General features: G+C 58.0%; 16 protein-coding genes. 9 read left to right on the top strand and 7 right to left on the bottom strand.

Annotation, left to right across the window (positions count from 1 at the left end; translation table 11 throughout):
• Window positions 1-20 precede the first annotated feature (20 nt).
• Window positions 21-929, bottom strand: coding sequence for a LysR family transcriptional regulator (locus HMPREF1985_RS06520; protein ID WP_021771741.1), 909 nt, complete (start codon window positions 927-929; stop codon window positions 21-23).
• 218 nt (window positions 930-1,147) lie between these two features.
• On the opposite strand from HMPREF1985_RS06520, the gene HMPREF1985_RS06515 reads away from it, so the two are divergent.
• Both HMPREF1985_RS06515 and dcuC read left to right on the top strand, forming a co-directional pair.
• Window positions 1,148-2,281, top strand: a complete 1,134-nt coding sequence (locus HMPREF1985_RS06515) for a M20 family metallopeptidase (RefSeq protein ID WP_040637355.1) — start codon at window positions 1,148-1,150, stop codon at window positions 2,279-2,281.
• A gap of 28 nt (window positions 2,282-2,309) precedes the next feature.
• Window positions 2,310-3,665 (top strand): C4-dicarboxylate transporter DcuC, encoded by a 1,356-nt coding sequence (dcuC, locus tag HMPREF1985_RS06510; protein WP_021771739.1) that lies wholly within the window; start codon window positions 2,310-2,312, stop codon window positions 3,663-3,665.
• 53 nt (window positions 3,666-3,718) lie between these two features.
• On the opposite strand, the gene HMPREF1985_RS06505 is transcribed toward dcuC, so the two are convergent.
• Window positions 3,719-5,218 carry a class I adenylate-forming enzyme family protein gene (locus HMPREF1985_RS06505; protein WP_021771738.1) on the bottom strand — a complete coding sequence of 500 codons (1,500 nt, stop codon included), beginning with the start codon at window positions 5,216-5,218 and terminating at the stop codon, window positions 3,719-3,721.
• Between the two features lie 2 nt (window positions 5,219-5,220).
• Entirely contained in the window at window positions 5,221-6,633 is a 1,413-nt protein-coding gene (locus HMPREF1985_RS06500; protein ID WP_040637353.1) for an amino acid permease, read from the bottom strand.
• A gap of 157 nt (window positions 6,634-6,790) precedes the next feature.
• On the opposite strand from HMPREF1985_RS06500, the gene HMPREF1985_RS06495 reads away from it, so the two are divergent.
• A complete protein-coding gene (locus HMPREF1985_RS06495) occupies window positions 6,791-8,188 on the top strand; it encodes a GGDEF domain-containing phosphodiesterase (protein WP_196805349.1) in 1,398 nt (465 codons plus the stop codon).
• Window positions 8,189-8,221: 33 nt separating this feature from the next.
• Here HMPREF1985_RS06495 and HMPREF1985_RS06490 read toward each other — a convergent pair whose 3' ends face one another.
• Window positions 8,222-8,932 carry a phosphatase gene (locus HMPREF1985_RS06490; protein ID WP_040637351.1) on the bottom strand — a complete coding sequence of 237 codons (711 nt, stop codon included), beginning with the start codon at window positions 8,930-8,932 and terminating at the stop codon, window positions 8,222-8,224.
• 226 nt (window positions 8,933-9,158) lie between these two features.
• On the opposite strand from HMPREF1985_RS06490, the gene HMPREF1985_RS06485 reads away from it, so the two are divergent.
• Window positions 9,159-10,508 carry a sensor domain-containing diguanylate cyclase gene (locus tag HMPREF1985_RS06485; protein WP_040637323.1) on the top strand — a complete coding sequence of 450 codons (1,350 nt, stop codon included), beginning with the start codon at window positions 9,159-9,161 and terminating at the stop codon, window positions 10,506-10,508.
• Window positions 10,508-11,872, top strand: coding sequence for a sensor domain-containing diguanylate cyclase (locus HMPREF1985_RS06480; protein ID WP_021771733.1), 1,365 nt, complete (start codon window positions 10,508-10,510; stop codon window positions 11,870-11,872). Before HMPREF1985_RS06485 ends, HMPREF1985_RS06480 begins: the two co-directional genes overlap by 1 nt.
• Window positions 11,873-11,949: 77 nt before the next feature.
• Here the strand turns inward: HMPREF1985_RS06480 and HMPREF1985_RS06475 are convergent, their stop codons facing one another.
• The 3 genes from HMPREF1985_RS06475 to HMPREF1985_RS06465 are packed head-to-tail and all read right to left on the bottom strand — an operon-like array spanning window position 11,950 to window position 14,634.
• The gene (locus HMPREF1985_RS06475) at window positions 11,950-12,744 is read right to left on the bottom strand and encodes an ABC transporter ATP-binding protein (RefSeq protein ID WP_021771732.1); all 795 of its coding nucleotides are present in this window, start codon (window positions 12,742-12,744) and stop codon (window positions 11,950-11,952) included.
• The gene (locus tag HMPREF1985_RS06470; protein WP_021771731.1) at window positions 12,744-13,622 is read right to left on the bottom strand and encodes an ABC transporter permease; all 879 of its coding nucleotides are present in this window, start codon (window positions 13,620-13,622) and stop codon (window positions 12,744-12,746) included. Before HMPREF1985_RS06470 ends, HMPREF1985_RS06475 begins: the two co-directional genes overlap by 1 nt.
• A 4-nt stretch (window positions 13,623-13,626) precedes the next feature.
• On the bottom strand, window positions 13,627-14,634 hold the full coding sequence (locus HMPREF1985_RS06465; protein WP_040637322.1) for an ABC transporter substrate-binding protein: 1,008 nt from the start codon (window positions 14,632-14,634) through the stop codon (window positions 13,627-13,629).
• A gap of 199 nt (window positions 14,635-14,833) precedes the next feature.
• Between HMPREF1985_RS06465 and rpiB the strand changes: the two genes are divergently transcribed.
• The 4 genes from rpiB to ychF are packed head-to-tail and all read left to right on the top strand — an operon-like array spanning window position 14,834 to window position 18,371.
• Window positions 14,834-15,310 carry a ribose 5-phosphate isomerase B gene (rpiB, locus tag HMPREF1985_RS06460; RefSeq protein ID WP_021771729.1) on the top strand — a complete coding sequence of 159 codons (477 nt, stop codon included), beginning with the start codon at window positions 14,834-14,836 and terminating at the stop codon, window positions 15,308-15,310.
• A 14-nt stretch (window positions 15,311-15,324) separates the two neighbouring features.
• Window positions 15,325-16,572 (top strand): serine hydroxymethyltransferase, encoded by a 1,248-nt coding sequence (gene glyA / locus HMPREF1985_RS06455; protein ID WP_021771728.1) that lies wholly within the window; start codon window positions 15,325-15,327, stop codon window positions 16,570-16,572.
• Between the two features lie 13 nt (window positions 16,573-16,585).
• On the top strand, window positions 16,586-17,224 hold the full coding sequence (upp, locus tag HMPREF1985_RS06450; RefSeq protein ID WP_021771727.1) for a uracil phosphoribosyltransferase: 639 nt from the start codon (window positions 16,586-16,588) through the stop codon (window positions 17,222-17,224).
• A 40-nt stretch (window positions 17,225-17,264) separates the two neighbouring features.
• Complete coding sequence (gene ychF, locus HMPREF1985_RS06445) at window positions 17,265-18,371, top strand: redox-regulated ATPase YchF (protein ID WP_040637321.1); 1,107 nt, start codon at window positions 17,265-17,267, stop codon at window positions 18,369-18,371.
• The last annotated feature ends 37 nt before the right edge of the window (window positions 18,372-18,408 follow it).

The raw sequence follows: 18,408 nt of genomic DNA, 5'->3' as shown, positions 1-18,408 counted from the left end.
CATACAAAAACCGGATCTTATCATATTATGAGATTCGGCTTTTTTTTTGCATACGTTTCGATATATTGCCAAAAAGCTTGTACTGTACCATGTGCATGTCTTATTTTTTTGCGCGCGATGACGATGGTTTTATGAAATGGTTCTGTAAGCGGACGTACAATGATTCCCTCTTTTGTCGGATGGTTCATTAAGCCGCTAGCGGAAATCAAAGAAATTCCAAAACCAGCTTGGACGAGATTGATTCGATGTCTAGGGCGGTTGCAATAGCTTATGATTTTAGGCTGAAAACCATGTTTTTTACAATCCGATAGGATGGAATCATGGGATACATTTTCAGGAGACGGAAAGATAAAATTTTCGTTTTTGGCCGAAGCAATATCAAAAAGTTCGTTTTTTGCGAGCGGATGCTTCTCCGGAAAGATTGCGAAAAAAGGCTCCTTTTGCAATGGAATAACATCGAAGTCATACGACTGAATGTTAGCTGGCATTGCGAATATTGCAACGTCTAGCAATTCTTCGTCTAGCAGATAGCATAGCTTTTTGCTAAGGTGGTTGACGAGAGAAAGCTTTACGCTGCGGTGATGCGTATTGAAATCCGATAGAATCTCCGTAAGCGGAAGATTGGATAGGCCTGCAATAATGCCAATTCGAAGCGAGGAAGAGTCGGTATCGCGCCATTGTTCCATTTGCTCTTCCAGTGTTTTCAGGTCAGCTAAAATGATGCTTGCCTGTTTTGCAAAGACTCTGCCGGCAGGCGTTAGCTCGATGGGGTGTGAATCGCGATTGATTAAAGTGATGCCAAGGTCATTTTCGAGCTTTGTAATTTGCTGCGAAAGGGCGGATTGTGATACAAATAATCGTTCACTGGCTTTCGTAAAGTGGCGACATTCTGCCACAGACATAAAATACTGTAACTGTTTGAATAGCATAGGCACACATCCTTTATCGATAAATTCACTCTATTTTATAGCCTAGCATTTTCATAGATTCAGAGTCAATTCGAATATCTAATAACATTAGAAGAAACACGAATTATACAGAACCATTTACAACCTTTATAATAAGCATAAAGGCAGGAGTCCATTCGATTGGGATATGTATCGGAAGGAAGAAAGAAGAAAAAAGAAGAAAGGAAGAAAGAATGCTTATGGAAATCGTGGATATAAAACGCTACCTGAGACAACTGGAATATTTAGTAAATATTGACAGCGTTTCATCAGAGCCAGATGGGGCTGGAAAAATTGCCGCTTTTATGCGTGAGCGTTACGAGGATTTGGGATGGAAGATCACGGAGAAAAAGTTTTTCGATTCGATCGGGCCCTGCCTGCATATCGTCAATCATCCTGCAGAGCGATACGATGTGCTAATTTTGGCACATATGGATACAGTGTTCCCGCTTGGAACGGCGAAGAAATGCCCGTTTTCAAAGCGAGATGGCCGCGCAATGGGACCTGGGGTGATTGATTGCAAAGCAGGCTTATTAAGCGGTTTGTATGTATTATCTGCATTGCAATCTGAGCAGTTGCTTAACAATGCAAATATTTGTGTGTTTCTAAACAGCGATCATGAAGGCATCAGTTCGCGGTACTCAAAAGCATATTCGGTATCGCTTGCCAAGAAAAGCCGATGTGTTCTTGTTCTCGAAGCGGGTCGAGCAAATGGGGATTTAGTCAATCAGCGAAAAGGAATTGCCCGTTACCATATCGCGATCAAAGGGAAGAGCGCCCATGCCGGCATTGATTACACGAGTGGCAGAAGTGCTATCGAAGAGATTGCGAGATGGATATTGGCACTGCAGGAAGCAACGGATCTGACGAGAGAAACGACTGTCAATGTAGGAACTGTATCGGGCGGAACATCGATTAGTGCCGTTCCTGGTGAGGCTCATGCGGCGGTTGATGTTCGGTATTATGAACATGAGGAAGTGGCAAGGATTGAAGCAGTTATGCGGAAACTGCAGGAAATGCCTCGTGTAGAGGGAACGACAGCAAAGGTAGAAGGCGGCATAACACGTCCACCGATGATTCCCAGCGCAGAAACGAAAAAGCTTTGCCGAACGATTGATCAAATCGGTCGAGAAATTGGCGTTTCCTTTGGGTGGATGGCGAGTGGCGGTGGATCAGATGGCAGTTTTTCCGCTGCCGCAGGCATTCCGACCATCGATGCATTGGGACCGGTTGGAGGAGGCGCGCACAGCGAGGCAGAATATTTAGAGCTCGCATCGATTGAGCCACGTTGCCAACTGCTTCATGAGGTGATTCGACATATCGTACAGCATTAAGCATGTGTATGCTTAGGAGGATATAGCTATGCTTAAAATTCTATTGGCACTGCTTGTGACGCTTGTCACGGCATGGTTCATCTTAAAGAAATTCAAGGCTCAAACGGTTTTGTTCATTGGTGGATTGATTCTTATGTCAGCCACGATTTTGTTTGGTTATCCGATTTTAGATGGAAAAATGACAACGGGATTTGCTTGGTTTGATATGTTCAAATTTATAGAAGATACATTTAGCACGCGTGTAGCAGGTATCGGGCTTTTGATTATGACAGTAGGCGGATTTGCGAAGTACATGGAGCATATTGGCGCGAGCCGCATACTGGTTCATATTACAGCTCACCCGTTGTCACTTATCAAATCTCCCTATATTTTGCTGGCCGTTTGTTATATAATCGGGCAAATGCTCAATATCGTGATTCCAAGTGCAGCAGGACTTTGTGTCCTGCTTATGGCGACGATGTACCCTATTCTGATCAGTTTGGGCATCAGCCGGCTTTCTGCAGCAGGCGTCATTGCGACTACGCCATGCCTTGATCTAGGCCCCGCTTCGGGAACAGCCGCCTTTGCTGCCAAAACCGCCGGATTGGACGTGACCGATTATTTCGTCAGTGAACAAATACCGATTGCCATCGTTACGATGATCGCAATTGCTGTATCGCACTTTTTTGTGCAGCGTTGGTTTGATCGCCGCGACGGAACGGAGCAGGTCGAAATGAGGTTTGACAGCAAAGTGAAGTCCAATGCATTGCCGCCACGGTATTATGCGATCCTGCCAATTATTCCGATTGCACTCGTATTGGTATTCAGCAAACTTGTCATCTCCTCGATCAAGATGCCTGTTGTGACGGCTATGCTGATTAGTATTGTTGTCGCGATGCTATTTGAGATTGTCCACACGCGTAATTTGAAGATGGTGCTAGGAAGCATACAGGTCGTCTTTGATGGCATGGGAAAGCTGTTTGCGACGGTGGTCACGCTTATCGTTGCCGGTGAAACGTTTGCCTATGGTTTAACGAAGATCGGTGCGATTGACGCACTGATTGGCGGGGCAGAAAATTTAGGTGTAGGGGCTGTTGGCATTACGCTTGTTATGACAATTATTGTTGCTGCAGCTGCTGTTATCATGGGTTCCGGAAATGCGCCGTTTTATTCATTCGGTGCACTGGTGCCGGATATAGCAGTTAAGATGAGCATTCTGCCGGTAGCGATGATCACGCCTATGCAGATGGCAGCAAGTATTGCCCGTAGTGCATCGCCGATTACAGCGGCCGTTGTCGCTGTAGCAGGCGTGGCAGAGGTATCGCCAGTTGACTTGGTAAAGCGCACTGCGATTCCTATGGCAATCGCACTTCTTGTCTCCTTCGTGATGGCGACGTTTTTCTAATTAGGGATCTGCATGCAAAGCAGCTAAACGCTGCGACTGGGTCTAGCCGTTTTTTATAATGGACAAGAAGAATCCTTTTTCTTTTCGGTGAATTTCTCCCAAATCAGGCGTTTCGCGATCTTGCCCGTCGACGTGCGCGGCAGGGCGTCCATCTCGTGGAACTCACGCGGGATCTTGAAGAGTGCGAGGTTTGCCTGGAGAAACTTCTTGAGCTCGCGGATGTTGATGGAGGCGCCCTCGTGCAGGCTGTAGAAGCACGCGCCCGCCTGTCCGCGCAGCTTGTCTTCGACGCCGATGACGGCGGCCTCGTAGATGCCAGGGAACTGGTAGATGAGCTCCTCCACTTCGCGCGGGTAGATGTTCTCGCCCATGCTGATGATCATGTCCTTGAGGCGATCGATGATGTAGAGGTAGCCGTTTTCGTCCGCGCGCGCGACGTCGCCCGTATGGAGCCAGCCGCCGCGCAGCGTATCCTGCGTCGCTTCCGGCATATTCCAGTAGCCGAGCATGACGTTGTCGCCGCGCACGATGAGCTCGCCGCACGCGCCTTTCGGCACTTCGTGTCCCGTGGCGTCGACGAGCTTCCACTCGATGCCGGGGACGACGGGACCGATGGAGCCGACGACGGCCTTTCCGGCCGGATTCATCGCGACGACGGGAGAGGCTTCCGAGAGGCCGTAGCCTTCGCATATATCGACGCCGAATTTCTCGATGAAATCCTGCTCGATCTTGAGCGGCAGCGTCGTGCCGCCGCTGACGACGAGGCGGAGGTTCTTCATGTCCTCCGGCGTCGCGAGCTTCGTGAGGAGGCTGCAAATGGACGGAACCACATAGAGATCGTTGACTTCTTCCTCGCGGATGACGCGGATCGTCTCTTTTGGCGTGAAGCTGTCGAGGATGACGACCTCTGCGCCGCAGTAGAGCGGGAAGAGCACGGAGCACGTCCAGCCGAAGCAGTGGTACATCGGCAAAACGGCGAGGACATGGTGTTTCGGCTCGCATCCCATGATGCGCATCTGCTTGGCGTTCGTGATGAGGTTCTTGTGCGAGAGCACGGCGCCTTTCGGCGAGCCCGTCGTGCCCGACGTGTAGATGAGGGCGCAGGGCGCGTTCTCGTCAAAATCGGCGGGGAGTGCAGGCGCTTCGGGAAGGTCTTTCTTCGGATTTCCCATTGTCTTGATGTCGTGCTGCGCGACCTTGAGGTCGCAGCGCAGCGCAGCGAGCGGATCGACGAGATTCAATGGCTCGTACGTCAGGAAATGCTTGATGACCGCGTCTTTGATGATGTAGGCGATCTCGCGGCTCGCGAGCTGGAAGTTGATCGGAACGGCGATCGCGCCGAGCGAAGCGATGCCGAAGTAGGCGAAGATGAACTCCGCGCTGTTGCGTGAGAAGATGGCGACGCGGTCGCCCTGCCGCACGCCAGCCGCGTAGAGACGGTTGCGGCAGTTCCTCGTCGCCGCCGCGAGCTCGCTGTAGGCAAAGCGTCGCTTGTGGTCGACGAGGGCGATGGCGTCGGGCGCGCCTTGGCGCACGAGATCGTGTACGTACATATTTATTCTTCCTTTCTTTTTGCGCGGGGTTCTTCTTTTTGGTGGCCGAGAATGCTGTGCTGGTAGCTGTAGCCGAAGTAGACGAGGCAGCCGAAGACGCACCAGACGATGAAGCGGATCCACGTTTCCATCGGCAGGTGGAGCATGAGGTAGACGCACGCCAGGACTGCGAGCGGAGCGATGATCCAGACGGCGGGGCAGCGGAATGCGCGCGGCAGGCCAGGCTTCGTCACGCGCAGTACCATGACGCCGAGCGCGGCGACGGTGAAGGCGGAGAGCGTGCCGATGTTCGCCATCTCGGCGATGAGGCCGATCGGCGCAAAGCCGGCGATGACGGAGACGAAGATCGCGCCCGCGACTGTCACGATGTAAGGCGTGTGGTAGCGCTTGTGGATCTTGCAGACGTTCGCCGGCACCATGCCGTCGCGGCTCATCGCGAAGAAGATGCGCGCCTGCGCGTAGAGCAGGACGAGGAGCACCGTCGTGATGCCCGCGATCGCGCCGACGCCGACGAGCGCCGAGCCGAGATTGTAGCCGATGTAGCGAAGCGCGAAGGCGACGGGCTCCGGGTTGTTCAGATCCGTGTAGGGCACGACGCCTGTGAGCACGGCGGCGACGACGACGTAGAGCGCCGTGCAGACGAGAAGGGAGCCGATGATGCCGATGGGCACGTCGCGTGAGGGGCGCTTGCACTCCTCGGCGCTTGTTGCGACGGCGTCGAAGCCGATGTAGGCGAAGAAGACGATCGCCGCACCCGCCGCGATGCCCTGCGCGCCGAACGGCATGTAGGGCGACCAGTTCGCCGTGTCGACGTGCGGGCCCGCGAGGAGAAGGAAGATGAAGACGGCGGCGAGCTTGATCAAGACGAGGATGCGGTTGAGCTTCGAACTTTCCTGCGTGCCTCGGATGAGAAAGAAGGTCAGCAGGAGCGTGATGAAGATCGCGGGCAGGTTGATGATGCCGCCGTCTGCTGGAACGTGTGTGAGCGCGTGGCTCACGTCAAGCCCGGCTGAGAGCAGAAGCCCCGTGACGTAGCCGGACCATCCGGAGGCGACGGCGCTTGCCGTGACGGTGTATTCGAGAATGAGGTTCCAGCCGACGATGAAGGCGATGAATTCGCCGAGCGACGCGTACGTATAGGTGTAGGCGCTGCCGGACGCCGGCACGATCGAGGCGAATTCTGCGTAGGCGAGGCCGGCGAGCGCGCAGGCGAGGCCCGACAGGATGAACGAGAACGTGACGGCGGGCCCTGCGTATTTCGCGGCGGCGACGCCCGTGAGGACGAAGATGCCCGTGCCGATGACGCAGCCGATGCCTAAGAGGACGAGATCGAGTGCGCCGAGCGTCTTTGCCATGCCGGAATTGGCCGCCGCCTCGCGCATTTGGGCGATGCTCTTCGTGCGGAAGAGATCCATGTTGATGGGTGGTTTTCCCATGGAGCAGCTCCTCTCTTGTGGGGGATACGGGAAAGAAATCCCCGTACTTTACAAATGACGAAAAAAAATATATCATGAATGATTATAAGAAATGGATATACAGATGTCAATTCCGTACGAAAGGATCGTGCAGGATATGGATATTGGAATTGAGACGATTGTTGCGATTGGTTTTGGTGCGAGTGTGGGGGCGCTCGTCTGGGCCGTCCGTGCGCTGAGGCGTGAGCGCGCCCTGACGAAGCGGCTGAAGGAGCTGCTCCTGCAGGATCGCCATACGGGGCTGCCGGGACGCGCCATGCTGGAGCAGCGCATCGCCGATCTCATGAGCGAAAAAGGGGCAAAAGGGTCTGAGCCGTTTGCGGTGGCCGTCTTTTTCCTGCCGACGTACGACGCGCTCGTGAGCACGTACGGGCGCAAGACGGTGCAGAAGATACTCGAGCACCTATGGCACGAGCTCGATGAACGTGCGGACTGGTCGATTTCGGCCTGCGTGCGCAGCGGCGCGGCGCAGGTCGCTGCGCTCGTCCGTATGGAAGACCGGGACACGCTGAAACAAAATGTCACGAATCTGTTGCGCCACTGCGAGTTTTTGGAGTTTGGCGGCACGACGGTGCACGTCACGATACAGGCGGGCATCTACGGGCTCGGCCTGTCGAGCGCGACGCCTGAAAAGGCGCTCACGCACGCGGGACTCGCGGCGCAGCACGGTGCGCCCGTGCAGTTCTACAGCACGGGCATCCGCGATACGGCGGCGTTCGAGAATCGCATCGAGAGCTGCATGAGAGACGGTCTGCGCCGGCAGGAGTTCAAGATATACTACCAGCCGAAGTACGATATCCGCACGAGGAAATGTATCGGTGCGGAGTCCCTCGTGCGCTGGGACAGCCGGGATCTCGGCTTTCTGATGCCGGGCGCGTTTATCGATACGTTCGAGCGCACGGGCTTCCAGCTCCAGCTCGATTACTACATCATCGGCCAGGTCTATCGGTTCCAGCAGAATCGCCGTCTCGCAAAGCTGCCCCTCGTGCCGATCTCGGTCAATCAGAGCCGCATGCACGTCGGCGAGCGCGCTTACATCGAGCACATGCAGAAGATGATCGAGTACTTCGGCACGTCGGACGGCATCGAGATTGAGCTCACGGAAACGGCGTTCGATTTTTCGGGAAAAGAGCAGAAAAAATGCGCCATCGAAGTCGTGAAGGCGCTGAAGGAAATGGGCTATTCGATTTCCATGGATGACTTCGGCACGGGCTACTCGGATTTCGCGCTGCTCAGCCTCCTGCCGCTCGACGTCATGAAGATCGACCGCTCGCTGCTGCTCGCGGCGGAGAGCTCGGACCGCATGCACGTGCTTCTCAAGAAGGCCATCGAGCTCGGACATGGGCTCGGCATGAAAGTGATATGCGAGGGCATCGAGACGGTGGCGCAGGAGCATCTCCTGCTCGCGAGCGGCTGCCTGTTCGGGCAGGGATTCCTCTACGGAAAGCCGATGCCGGAAGAGGAATTTGAGGCGTTCCTCGCAGCGCATATCTAAGGCTAAGGGCTGCCCGCGCCGGTTGCTTTCGCGTCATGCGCCGATCCACGCCTTGAAGGCGTCCGGAGACGAATTGATTACGAGTTCCTGCGGGAATTCGTATTTTTTTATCATTTCCTGCGCATAGACGTGGTTGCCGACGTCGAATTCGATGTGCGCATCGCTGTCTAGGATGACCTTGGCCGCGTGGCGCTTGCAGGCGGCGAGCATCTCGCCGACGATTTCGCGCGATCCCTTGCGGCTGCCGTTCGGCGCGTAGGAGCTGTTGTTGACCTCCAGGAGGACGTGGCGCTCTTTTGCCGCGCATGCGAGCGCCTCGTAGTCGACGGGAAAGACGGGGTTGTCGGGATGCCCGATGATCTTGACCTGTGGATTTTGCATCGCGCCGATGAGAGCGGCGGTGTTCTCTTCGCGCGTGCCGGGACGGATGCAGTTGTCGTGCAGGCTCGCGATCGCGTAGTCAAGACGGCGCGTGAGGTGCCCAGGAAGGTCGGTGCTGCCGCAGAAGTCCATCACGTTGAGCTCGGCGCCCATAAAGACCGCGATGCCGCCCCAGTCTCGCGGGATGACCTTGAAATTGCAGAAGTACATGGGGGAGAAGCAGCCAGGCATCGCGGGCGCATGGTCGGATATGCCGACGATCTGGAGTCCTTTTCCCTTTGCCGCCATGACCATTTCACGGATCGTGCTGTAGGCGTGAACGCTCGCGACCGTGTGCATGTGGACGTCGAGCAAATCGGGTATCTGCATGGAATCTTCCTCCTGTCCGGTTCGTGTTTCTATGTTTTTAATTATTATATAGCAATTATATAGCAGGTTGGGGCAAAGGGCAATTAACCGGGCAATTTGCGAAAGGCATTTGGGACAGGATCTATTGAAATGGTTTTTTGTATGTAGTAGAATGAGAGCGTATATTTGAGAGTCCATGGATCCCTGTTGGTTTTGGCTTGGATGAAAGGATGTGATGCCGTTGGAATATGCGCTGCGGTCACTGGAGGATGCGGAGATCTTCAATCTCCTAAGCGAAATGGTATACATCGCGTACGTGGATACGTGCGAGGTGATTTTCCTCAATGACGCACTGCGCCAGCGGATCGCATCGGCAGGCCAGACGGAAGGGAAGCGCTACTGCTACGAGCTCATGCATGGGCGCACCCAACGCTGCGAGCATTGCAAGTTCAAGGCGCTTTCTGCCGGCATGCTCACGGCGGCGCGTGCCTATAACAGCATGGCGAAATGTGACGTCTACATCAAGAGCCGGGTCATCGATCTGAACGGACGCCTTGCCCGCCTCGTCATTGGGTTCGACGTTTCGCGCGTGGAGCGGGAAAAAGGGCGCCTTTCGAATGCCCTGATGGTGCAGGAGATGATCAGCGAATCGCTGCATATCCTGAATGAGATGCCTGATCCCAGCAAGGCCTATGCACTCATCCTGCAGAACTTTGGCGAGACGCTGCGCGCGAGTCGGGCGTATCTCTGCATTCTCCGCCGCGGGCTGTTTTACACGACGGCCGAGTGGTGTGCGGAAGGCGCGGCATCGCAAAAGGAGGAGGAGCAGGGAATGAGCCCGCAGCTTTTCGCGCGGTGGATGGATCGTTTCCGCGGGAATCACTGCGTGTGCGTCGAGGACGTGGAGGAAGTGCGCGGCGTCGACCGCATCGAATATCGCATCATGGCGAGCAGGGGGGCGCGCAGCTACATCGTGGCGCCGATCCGCATGCACGGTCATGTCATTGGGCTTTTGGGCATCGAGAATGCGCCGCAGGATCTTGCGCAGGACATCGAGCCGCTTCTTGCATCCGTCGCGTATTACATTGCCGTGCGCATCCGCATGAATGAGCATACGGCACTGCTCGAAACGATGAGCTTCCACGATGCGATGACGGGCTGCGGCAACCGTAACGCCTACATGCGGCGCAAGGACCAACTCGAACGAAGCGCGAGCCGCCACACTGTCGGTGTCATTTTTTTTGATCTCAACAAGCTCAAGGAGACGAATGACACGCTCGGACATGAGTATGGGGACAAGCTGATCCAAAAAGCGGCGCGGATCATGTGCAGCGTGATGCCGCAGGAGTTGGTCTACCGCACGGGCGGCGACGAGTTCGTCGCGCTCCTCGTCGATAAGGGAGAGCAGGAAGTTTCCGCTCTCGTCGACGCCATCAAGGCGGCCGTTCGGAACGATGCGACGCTTTCCGTCTCCGTCGGCATGGCATGGGAGGATGCTCCGCACGATATGCAGGCGCTCGTGGATCGTGCCGATGAAGCGATGTACGAAGAAAAGGTGCGATATCATAGGAAGCAGGAGGGGAGCCGCTGATGGATCTGAATGCACTTTCCTTGGCGGATGTCGCAGCGTTCGACCTCCTCGACGAAATGGTACATATTACGGATGCGAAGACACAGCGCATCCTGTTTGTGAACCGGGCGGAGCGGGAACGCACGGGCGTTTCATCCCTTGCTGCGGAGTCCCTCACGTGCCATAAGATGCTCGCGGGCATTCACGTGCCTTGCGTGAATTGCTGCACCATGCCGCTCGCGATCGGCGAGGTGAGGGAGTCGCAGGGATACAATCCCGCGACGAAGCGCCATGTTTACATCAAGATGCGCGGCATTCGTTTGGAAGGGCGGCTCGCCCATCTCGTTCTCTCCATCGACGTGTCCGAGATCGAGCAGGAAAAGCGCGCGCTGCAGAACGCGCTCGAGGCACAGGACATGCTCGGGCATACCCTCCATATCCTCGCGGAGTGCGATAGCCTGGAAAAGGCGTACAATCTCATCCTGCAGAATCTTGGGGAGACGCTTCGGGCGAAGCGCGCGTTTGTCTTTGAACTGCGGCATGGACTGCTCTACAACACGCACGAGTGGTGCATGCAGGGCGTCCCTTCCTATATGCCGGAGCGGCAGGGGATTGATGTGTCCCGCTTCAAGCATTGGCTGCCGATCATGGAGGAAAATCGCTGCATCCTGATCCCCGATGTCGAAGACATCCGGGATTCGTGGCGGGAGGAATACGAAATGATTGTCGCGCGCGGCATACACAGCTATATCGTCGCGCCGATCCGCGTGCGCAGCAAGCTTGTCGGCTATATCGGGCTCGACAATCCGCCGCTCGAAAAGATGCAGAACATCGAGCCGCTGCTGCTCTCCATTGCGTACTACGTCTCGACGCGCATCCTCATGCAGGCGTATACGTCGCTGCTGGAAAAGATGAGCTTTTACGACGCGATGACGGGCTGCGGCAACCGCAATGCCTTCATGCGCGAAAAGACGCGGCTCGAAAACAGCCGCATCGACTGCTCGCTCGGTGTCGCGTATTTCGACCTCAACAATCTCAAGGAAACGAACGACACGCTCGGACATGAGTACGGGGACAGGATGATCGCTCAAGCGGGCGAACTGTTCCATCGCATTTTCCCGGCAAAGGAAATCTACCGTGTCGGCGGCGACGAGTTCGTCGTGCTCAGCGTCGGGGAGCGCGAGGAGGCGCTCCTTGGGAAAATCGGCGCGATGCGGAAATGCCTCGCAAAGGACGATTCGCTCTCCATCTCCATCGGCGTCGCATGGGAAGCGCACCCAAAACGCGTGCAGGACGTCATTGACCGCGCCGATCAGGCGATGTATGCGGAGAAGGAACGCTACCACCGCGAAAAGGCGGCGCGCGAAGGAAGACCGAACAAATAGGTTATGCCAGATATGGAAGAACCGCGTCTCGCTGTGGAGATGCGGTTCGTTTCTGTCTTTCCTTTTCCGTATCCTGGTCAGCTAAGCAGCAGGCTGTCGTTTGCGAGCTCGCTTCCGGCGGCTTTTTCGAACATGGCGAGCAGGTCTTTTACGGTCAGGTGCTTTTTTTCCTCGCCGCCGACGTCGAAGAGGATGCGGCCGCCGAACATCATGATGAGGCGGTTGCCGAGGCGCAGGGCATCGCGCATGTTGTGCGTGATCATGAGTGTGGTGAGCCGGCTTTCGGTGACGATTTTCTCCGTGAGCGCGAGGACTTTTCCCGCCGTCTTCGGATCGAGCGCCGCCGTGTGCTCGTCGAGCAGCAGGAGCTTTGGGCTCTCCAGGGTCGCCATGAGGAGCGTGAGCGCCTGCCGCTGACCGCCGGAGAGCAGGCCGACTTTCGATTCGAGGCGGTCTTCAAGGCCGAGGCCGAGCCCGGCGAGCAGCTCGCGGTAGTGCGCCTGCTCTTTTTGGGAGCTGCTCCAGCGGAGCGTCGGCGTACGGCCGCGCCGCGCGGCGATCGCGAGGTTCTCCTCGATCATCATGTTCGCCGCCGTGCCCATCATCGGGTCCTGGAAGACGCGTCCGATGAATTTCGCGCGCTTGTGCTCCGGCCATTTCGTGATGTCCGTGCCCGCGATCAAGATGCTGCCCGCATCGACGGGAAACGAGCCTGCGATGGAGTTCATGAGCGTGCTCTTGCCCGCGCCGTTGCCGCCGATGACGGTGACGAAGTCGCCGGGCGCGAGGTGAAGGCTCACGCCTTCGAGCGCGCGCTTTTCGGTCATCGTGCCGGGGTTGAATGTCTTGGAGATGTTCTCGATCCGGAGCATCACCTCACCGCCTTTCGCATGGAGGCGAAGCGCGCCTTGATGAGCGGCATCGAGAGCGCGATCGCGACGAGGATCGCCGTGAAGAGCTTGAGGTCATTCGGCGGCATGCCCATTTGCAGGACGATCGCGATGACGGCGCGGTATACGATCGAGCCTAAAATGACGGAAATGAGGCAGTTGAAGAAACTGCGCGTGCCGAACAGCACCTCGCCGATGATGACGGAGGCGAGACCGATGACGATCGTGCCGACGCCCATGCCGACGTCCGCGAATCCGTTGCTCTCGGCGACGAGCGCGCCCGAGATGGCGACGAGCCCGTTCGACATCAAAAGGCCGAGCACGACCATTGCGTCGGTGTTGATGCCGTTCGCGCGGATCATGTGCGGGTTGTCGCCCGTCGCGCGGACGGCAGCGCCGATTTCCGTACCGAAGAACCAGTAGTTCGCCGCAGCGACGATGAGGACGATGACGGCGCCGATGACGAGCGTCGCCGTCATCTTGTCCATGCCAAAGTGCCAGATCGTGAAAATCGTGTCCTGCTGCAAAAGCGGCAGGTTCGCCTTGCCCATGATGCGCAGGTTGACGGAGTAGAGGGCGATCATCGTGAGGATGCCCGCGAGCAGCGCGGGGATCTTGAGCTTTGTGCAGAGAAAGCCCGTCACGACACCCGCGATCATGCCCGCGATGCAGGCGGCGAGGATCGCGGCGATGGGATGGAAGCCCGCCGTGAGCAGCGTCGCCGCCGTCGCCGCGCCGAGGGGAAAGCTTCCCTCGACGGTGAGGTCGGCGATATCGAGCACGCGGAACGTCAGGTAGACGCCGATCGCGAGCAGCGCCCAGAGGAAGCCTTGTGAGATGGTAGAGATTACGAGATCCATGCGCTTACTCCACGATATCCGCGTCCTTCAGGACGTCGGCGGGAATGGTGATGCCGAGCGCTTCCGCATCCTTCTTGTTGATGCAGATCCTGAGCGTTTTCGCCGTCTCGATCGGCATGTCGGCAGGCTTCTTCTTGCCCGCCAGGATATCGGCTGCCATATGCCCCGTCTGCACGCCGAGCTGGTAGTAGTCGATGCCGTAGGTCGCGAGCGCGCCGGATTTGACCTGATACGGCTCGCCGCCGATGACGGGGACCTTCGCCGCATCCGTGATGGCGACGAGCGTCGGTATGGCGGACGCGATGACGTTGTCCGTCGGCTCGTAGAATGCGTCGACCGAGCCGACGAGGCTCTGCGCCGCCTGCTGGATGTCATTGACCGTCGAGATCGTCGCGACCTTTACGGTCAGCCCCTTGCTCTCGGCGTACGCCTTCATCGCCTTGACCTGCACTTCGGAGTTGACTTCGCTCGATGTGTAGATCGTGCCGATGACCTTTGCGTCCGGCTTTAGTTTCAAGAGGAGGTCGATCTGCTCTTGGATCGGGTTCATGTCGCTCGTGCCCGTCACATTTGCGCCCGGCTTGTCGTTGCTGGCGGCGAGCTTCGCGCCGACGTAGTCCGTGATCGCCGTGCCGACGATGGGGATATCCTTCGTCGCATTGGCGATCGTCTGCGCCGCAGGCGTCGCGATCGCGCAGACGAGATCCATCTTTCCCGAGACGAAGCGCTGTGCGATGTTTTGGAGGTTCGATTGGTCTGCCTGTGCATTCTGGCGGTCAATCGTGAGGTTCTTGCCCTCTTCGAAGCCGCGCTCCTTGAGCCCGTCGACGAATCCCTTGTTCGCCGAATCGAGCGCGTTGTGCTCGACGAGCTGGACGATGCCGACCTTGTACTGCTTGCCGTTTTCGGAGGACGAGCCTGCTCCCTCTGAGCCGCACCCTGCCGCAAGCGCCGTCATCGAAAGCGCGCAGACGGCAAGGGCGAGACCCTGTTTCAGTCTGGATAAGTTCATAGCAAATCCCACCTTTTCCTTATTTCTTGCGATGAAATACGCTACCATTATACAATGCGGACGCGTAAAAATCTACGCCTCGATTCGCAAGGCGCAGGAATTGGGAGGGCGCAGCCATCCGCGAATCTGATGCGAGCGGTATTTTTTTTTCGGGTTCTATGCTAGAATAGAAGGGAGGTTTGAGAAAGGCGGGGACAGAATGAAAATCACGATTGGCAGCGATCACGGCGCGGTGGCGCTCAAGGACGAGGTTAAGATGGTGCTGAAAGAGTACGACAACATGACCGTCAAGGACGTCGGCACGTTCGGTGCGGATTCCGTGGACTACCCAGACATTGCGGAGGCGGTCTGCGCGGATGTCGCGCGCGGCAAGTCGGACTTCGGCATCGTGCTGTGCGGCACGGGCATCGGCATCTCGATCGCGGCAAACAAGGTCGCGGGCATCCGCTGCGCGCTCTGCCATGACGTCTACTCGGCGAAGAAAGCGCGCGCGCACAATGATGCAAATGTCCTCGCGATGGGCGGGCGCGTGATCGGGTTCGGTCCTGCGGGGGAAATCGTCCGTGCCTTCCTCGAGACGAAGTTCGCGGGCGGCCGCCACGCGCGCCGCGTTGGCAAGATCATGGACATCGAAAAAAAACGCGCGAACGTGCAGGAGGAGATCCTGGGCGAGTGAGAAAGGGGCCTTTTATGAATGGGATGGATACGCTGAAGCAGGCCGATCCGAAGGTCGCGGCAGCAGTCGACGGCGAGCTTCGGCGTCAGCGCACGAAGCTCGAGCTCATCGCGTCGGAGAATATCGTCTCCAAGGCGGTCATGGAGGCGCAGGGCAGCGTGCTGACGAACAAGTACGCAGAGGGGTACCCCGGCAAGCGTTACTACGGCGGCTGCGAGTGCGTGGACGTCGTCGAGTCGCTCGCAATCGAGCGCGCGAAGAAGCTCTTCGGCGCGGCGTACGCGAACGTGCAGCCGCATTCGGGGGCGCAGGCGAACATGGCGGTGTTCTTCGCGCTCCTTCAGCCCGGCGACACCGTCATGGGCATGAAGCTCACGGACGGCGGCCACCTCACGCACGGCAGCCCCGTCAACATGAGCGGCAAGTATTTTCGGATCGTGCCTTACGGCGTCGCGCGCGAGACGGAGCAGATCGATTACGATGCGCTTGAAGCGAAGGCGCTCGAAGTGAAGCCGAAGCTCATCGTGGCGGGCGCGTCGGCCTACGCGCGCACGCTCGATTTCCCGCGCCTCTCGGAGATCGCGAAGAAAGCGGGCGCGTATCTCATGGCCGACATCGCGCACATTGCCGGGCTCGTCGCGGCAGGCGAGCATCCGAGTCCCATGCCGTATGCCGACGTCGTGACGACGACGACACACAAGACGCTGCGCGGGCCGCGCGGCGGCATGATCCTCTGCCGCGATGCGGCATTCGGCAAGCAGTTCGACAAGGCGGTATTTCCTGGCGTCCAGGGCGGTCCCTTGATGCACGTCATCGCGGCAAAGGCCGTGGCGCTCGGCGAGGCGCTCGACCCGTCGTTCAAGGCATACGCCAGCGCGATCAAAAAGAATGCGGCGGCGCTCGCAGCAGAGCTGCAGGCGGATGGCTTCCGCATCGTCTCGGGCGGCACGGACACGCACCTCATGCTCGTCGACCTCACGAGCAAGGGCATCACGGGCAAGGAAGCGCAGACGGCACTCGATGCGGCCAACATCACGGCGAACCGCAACACGATCCCGTTTGAACCGCTCTCTCCATTTGTGACGAGCGGCATCCGACTCGGCTCGCCCGCGCTTACGACGCGCGGCTTCAAGGAAGCCGATATGAGGGAAGTCGCCGACATCATCGCGCTCGTGCTGCATGCACCGCATGATGCAGGGAAGAGGGAAGAGGCGAGGGAGCGCGTTGCCGCGCTCTGCCGGAAGTATCCGCTTTACGAATAAAGGAGGCTCATCCATGTCAGAGGAACTGCACGTTCACGTCGTCGATCATCCGCTCGTCCAGCATAAGCTCACGCTCATGCGCCAAAAGGAGACGGGCACGAAGGATTTCCGCGATCTGCTCGAAGAGATCGCCATGCTCATGGCGTACGAAATCACGCGTGATTTCCCGCTGCGCGAGATTGCGATCGAGACGCCTGTCGCGAAGTGCAAGGCGAAGGTGCTCGCGGGCAAGAAGGTCGGGCTCGTGCCGATCCTGCGCGCGGGGCTCGGCATGGTCGAAGGCGTCCTGAACCTCATTCCGGCAGCGCGCGTCGGGCACATCGGCCTCTACCGGGACCCGGCGACGCTGAAGCCCGTCGAGTATTACTGCAAGCTGCCGGGCGATGTCGCGGAGCGTACGCTCATCGTCGTCGATCCGATGCTCGCGACGGGCGGCAGCGCCTCGGCGGCGCTCACGATGCTCAAGGAAAAAGGGGCGAAGGGCATGATCCTCATGTGCCTCGTGTCGGCGCCTGAGGGCATTCGCTGCATCAATCAGAAGCATCCCGACGTGCCCGTCTACGTCGCCGCGATTGACGAAAGGCTCAATGACAGGGGCTATATCGTGCCCGGCCTCGGCGATGCGGGCGACCGCATTTTTGGGACGCTGTAAGTATCGGTTCACTGGGATTCACTGGGAGAGGGTAAGCAAGTTGAGTAATTTAGAAGTCGGCATCGTCGGCCTGCCGAATGTCGGCAAGAGCACGCTTTTCAATGCGATCACAAAGGCAGGCGCGGAGGCGGCGAATTTCCCGTTCTGCACGATTGAGCCGAACGTCGGCGTCGTCGCCGTGCCAGACCCGCGCCTCGGCGTCCTGCACGAGCTGTACCAATCGAAGAAGACGACGCCCGCGTCCGTCCGCTTCGTCGACATCGCGGGCCTCGTCAAGGGCGCGTCGAAGGGCGAGGGACTCGGCAACAAGTTCTTGGAGCACATCCGGCAGGTCGATGCCGTCGCGCACGTCGTCCGCTGCTTTGAAGACGCGGACATCACGCACGTCGAGGGCGGCATCGATCCCCTGCGCGACATCGGCATCATCCAGACGGAGCTGTGCCTTGCCGATCTCGAAGTCATCGAAAAGCGCATCATGCGCCTCGCGAAGATCGCAAAGTCGGGCAATAAGGAAGCGAAGGTCGAGGACGGGATCCTGCGCCGCATCAAGGCATCGCTCGATGCGGGATGCCCTGCGCGGCAAGTCGCTCTGACGGATGACGAGCGCGCGATGATCCGCGAGATGAATCTTCTGACGCTGAAGCCGACGCTCTACGTCGCCAACGTCGCCGAGGACGAAGTCGCGACGGCGTTCGACGAAAATCCCTTCGTGCAGAAGGTCAGGGAGTACGCGGCGAAAGAGGGCGCGCAGGTCGTCGCGATCGCGGCGAAGGTCGAGTCGGAGATCGCCGAGCTCGATCCCGAGGAGGCGAAGGCCTTCCTCGAAGATCTCGGCGAGGAGCAGAGCGGGCTCGACCGCCTCATCCATGCGGCGTTCGATCTTCTCGGACTTCAGACGTTCCTCACGGCGGGACCCGACGAGTGCCGCGCGTGGACGATCGTAAAGGGAACGACGGCGCCGAAGGCGGCGGGCAAGATCCATACCGACTTCGAGCGCGGCTTTATCCGTGCGGAGATCGTCGGTTACGAGGATCTCATCGCGGCGGGCAGCGTCGCGGCGGCGCGCGAAAAGGGGCAGGTGCGCGTCGAGGGCAAGGACTATGTCATGCAGGACGGGGATGTCGTCCATTTCCGCTTTAACGTTTGATGTGGGAGCGGGCGCAGCGACGCCTTGCGTCACTGCG

This window comes from Mitsuokella sp. oral taxon 131 str. W9106, from assembly GCF_000469545.1.
Taxonomy (GTDB): Bacteria; Bacillota; Negativicutes; order Selenomonadales; family Selenomonadaceae; genus AWVT01.
Note: the sequence above shows the minus strand (reverse complement) of the source record. Positions and strands in the feature narration are given on the sequence as shown.

What these genes read in the sequence shown, in the direction of transcription:
- HMPREF1985_RS06480 (WP_021771733.1), top strand. Translation starts at nt 10,508, where the DNA reads ATGGATCTGAATGCACTTTCCTTGGCGGATGTCGCAGCGTTCGACCTC.
- HMPREF1985_RS06520 (WP_021771741.1), bottom strand. Translation starts at nt 929, where the DNA reads ATGCTATTCAAACAGTTACAGTATTTTATGTCTGTGGCAGAATGTCGC.
- HMPREF1985_RS06515 (WP_040637355.1), top strand. Translation starts at nt 1,148, where the DNA reads ATGGAAATCGTGGATATAAAACGCTACCTGAGACAACTGGAATATTTA.
- dcuC (WP_021771739.1), top strand. Translation starts at nt 2,310, where the DNA reads ATGCTTAAAATTCTATTGGCACTGCTTGTGACGCTTGTCACGGCATGG.
- HMPREF1985_RS06495 (WP_196805349.1), top strand. Translation starts at nt 6,791, where the DNA reads ATGGATATTGGAATTGAGACGATTGTTGCGATTGGTTTTGGTGCGAGT.
- glyA (WP_021771728.1), top strand. Translation starts at nt 15,325, where the DNA reads ATGAATGGGATGGATACGCTGAAGCAGGCCGATCCGAAGGTCGCGGCA.
- HMPREF1985_RS06470 (WP_021771731.1), bottom strand. Translation starts at nt 13,622, where the DNA reads ATGGATCTCGTAATCTCTACCATCTCACAAGGCTTCCTCTGGGCGCTG.
- upp (WP_021771727.1), top strand. Translation starts at nt 16,586, where the DNA reads ATGTCAGAGGAACTGCACGTTCACGTCGTCGATCATCCGCTCGTCCAG.
- rpiB (WP_021771729.1), top strand. Translation starts at nt 14,834, where the DNA reads ATGAAAATCACGATTGGCAGCGATCACGGCGCGGTGGCGCTCAAGGAC.
- HMPREF1985_RS06505 (WP_021771738.1), bottom strand. Translation starts at nt 5,218, where the DNA reads ATGTACGTACACGATCTCGTGCGCCAAGGCGCGCCCGACGCCATCGCC.
- HMPREF1985_RS06500 (WP_040637353.1), bottom strand. Translation starts at nt 6,633, where the DNA reads ATGGATCTCTTCCGCACGAAGAGCATCGCCCAAATGCGCGAGGCGGCG.
- HMPREF1985_RS06475 (WP_021771732.1), bottom strand. Translation starts at nt 12,744, where the DNA reads ATGCTCCGGATCGAGAACATCTCCAAGACATTCAACCCCGGCACGATG.
- HMPREF1985_RS06465 (WP_040637322.1), bottom strand. Translation starts at nt 14,634, where the DNA reads ATGAACTTATCCAGACTGAAACAGGGTCTCGCCCTTGCCGTCTGCGCG.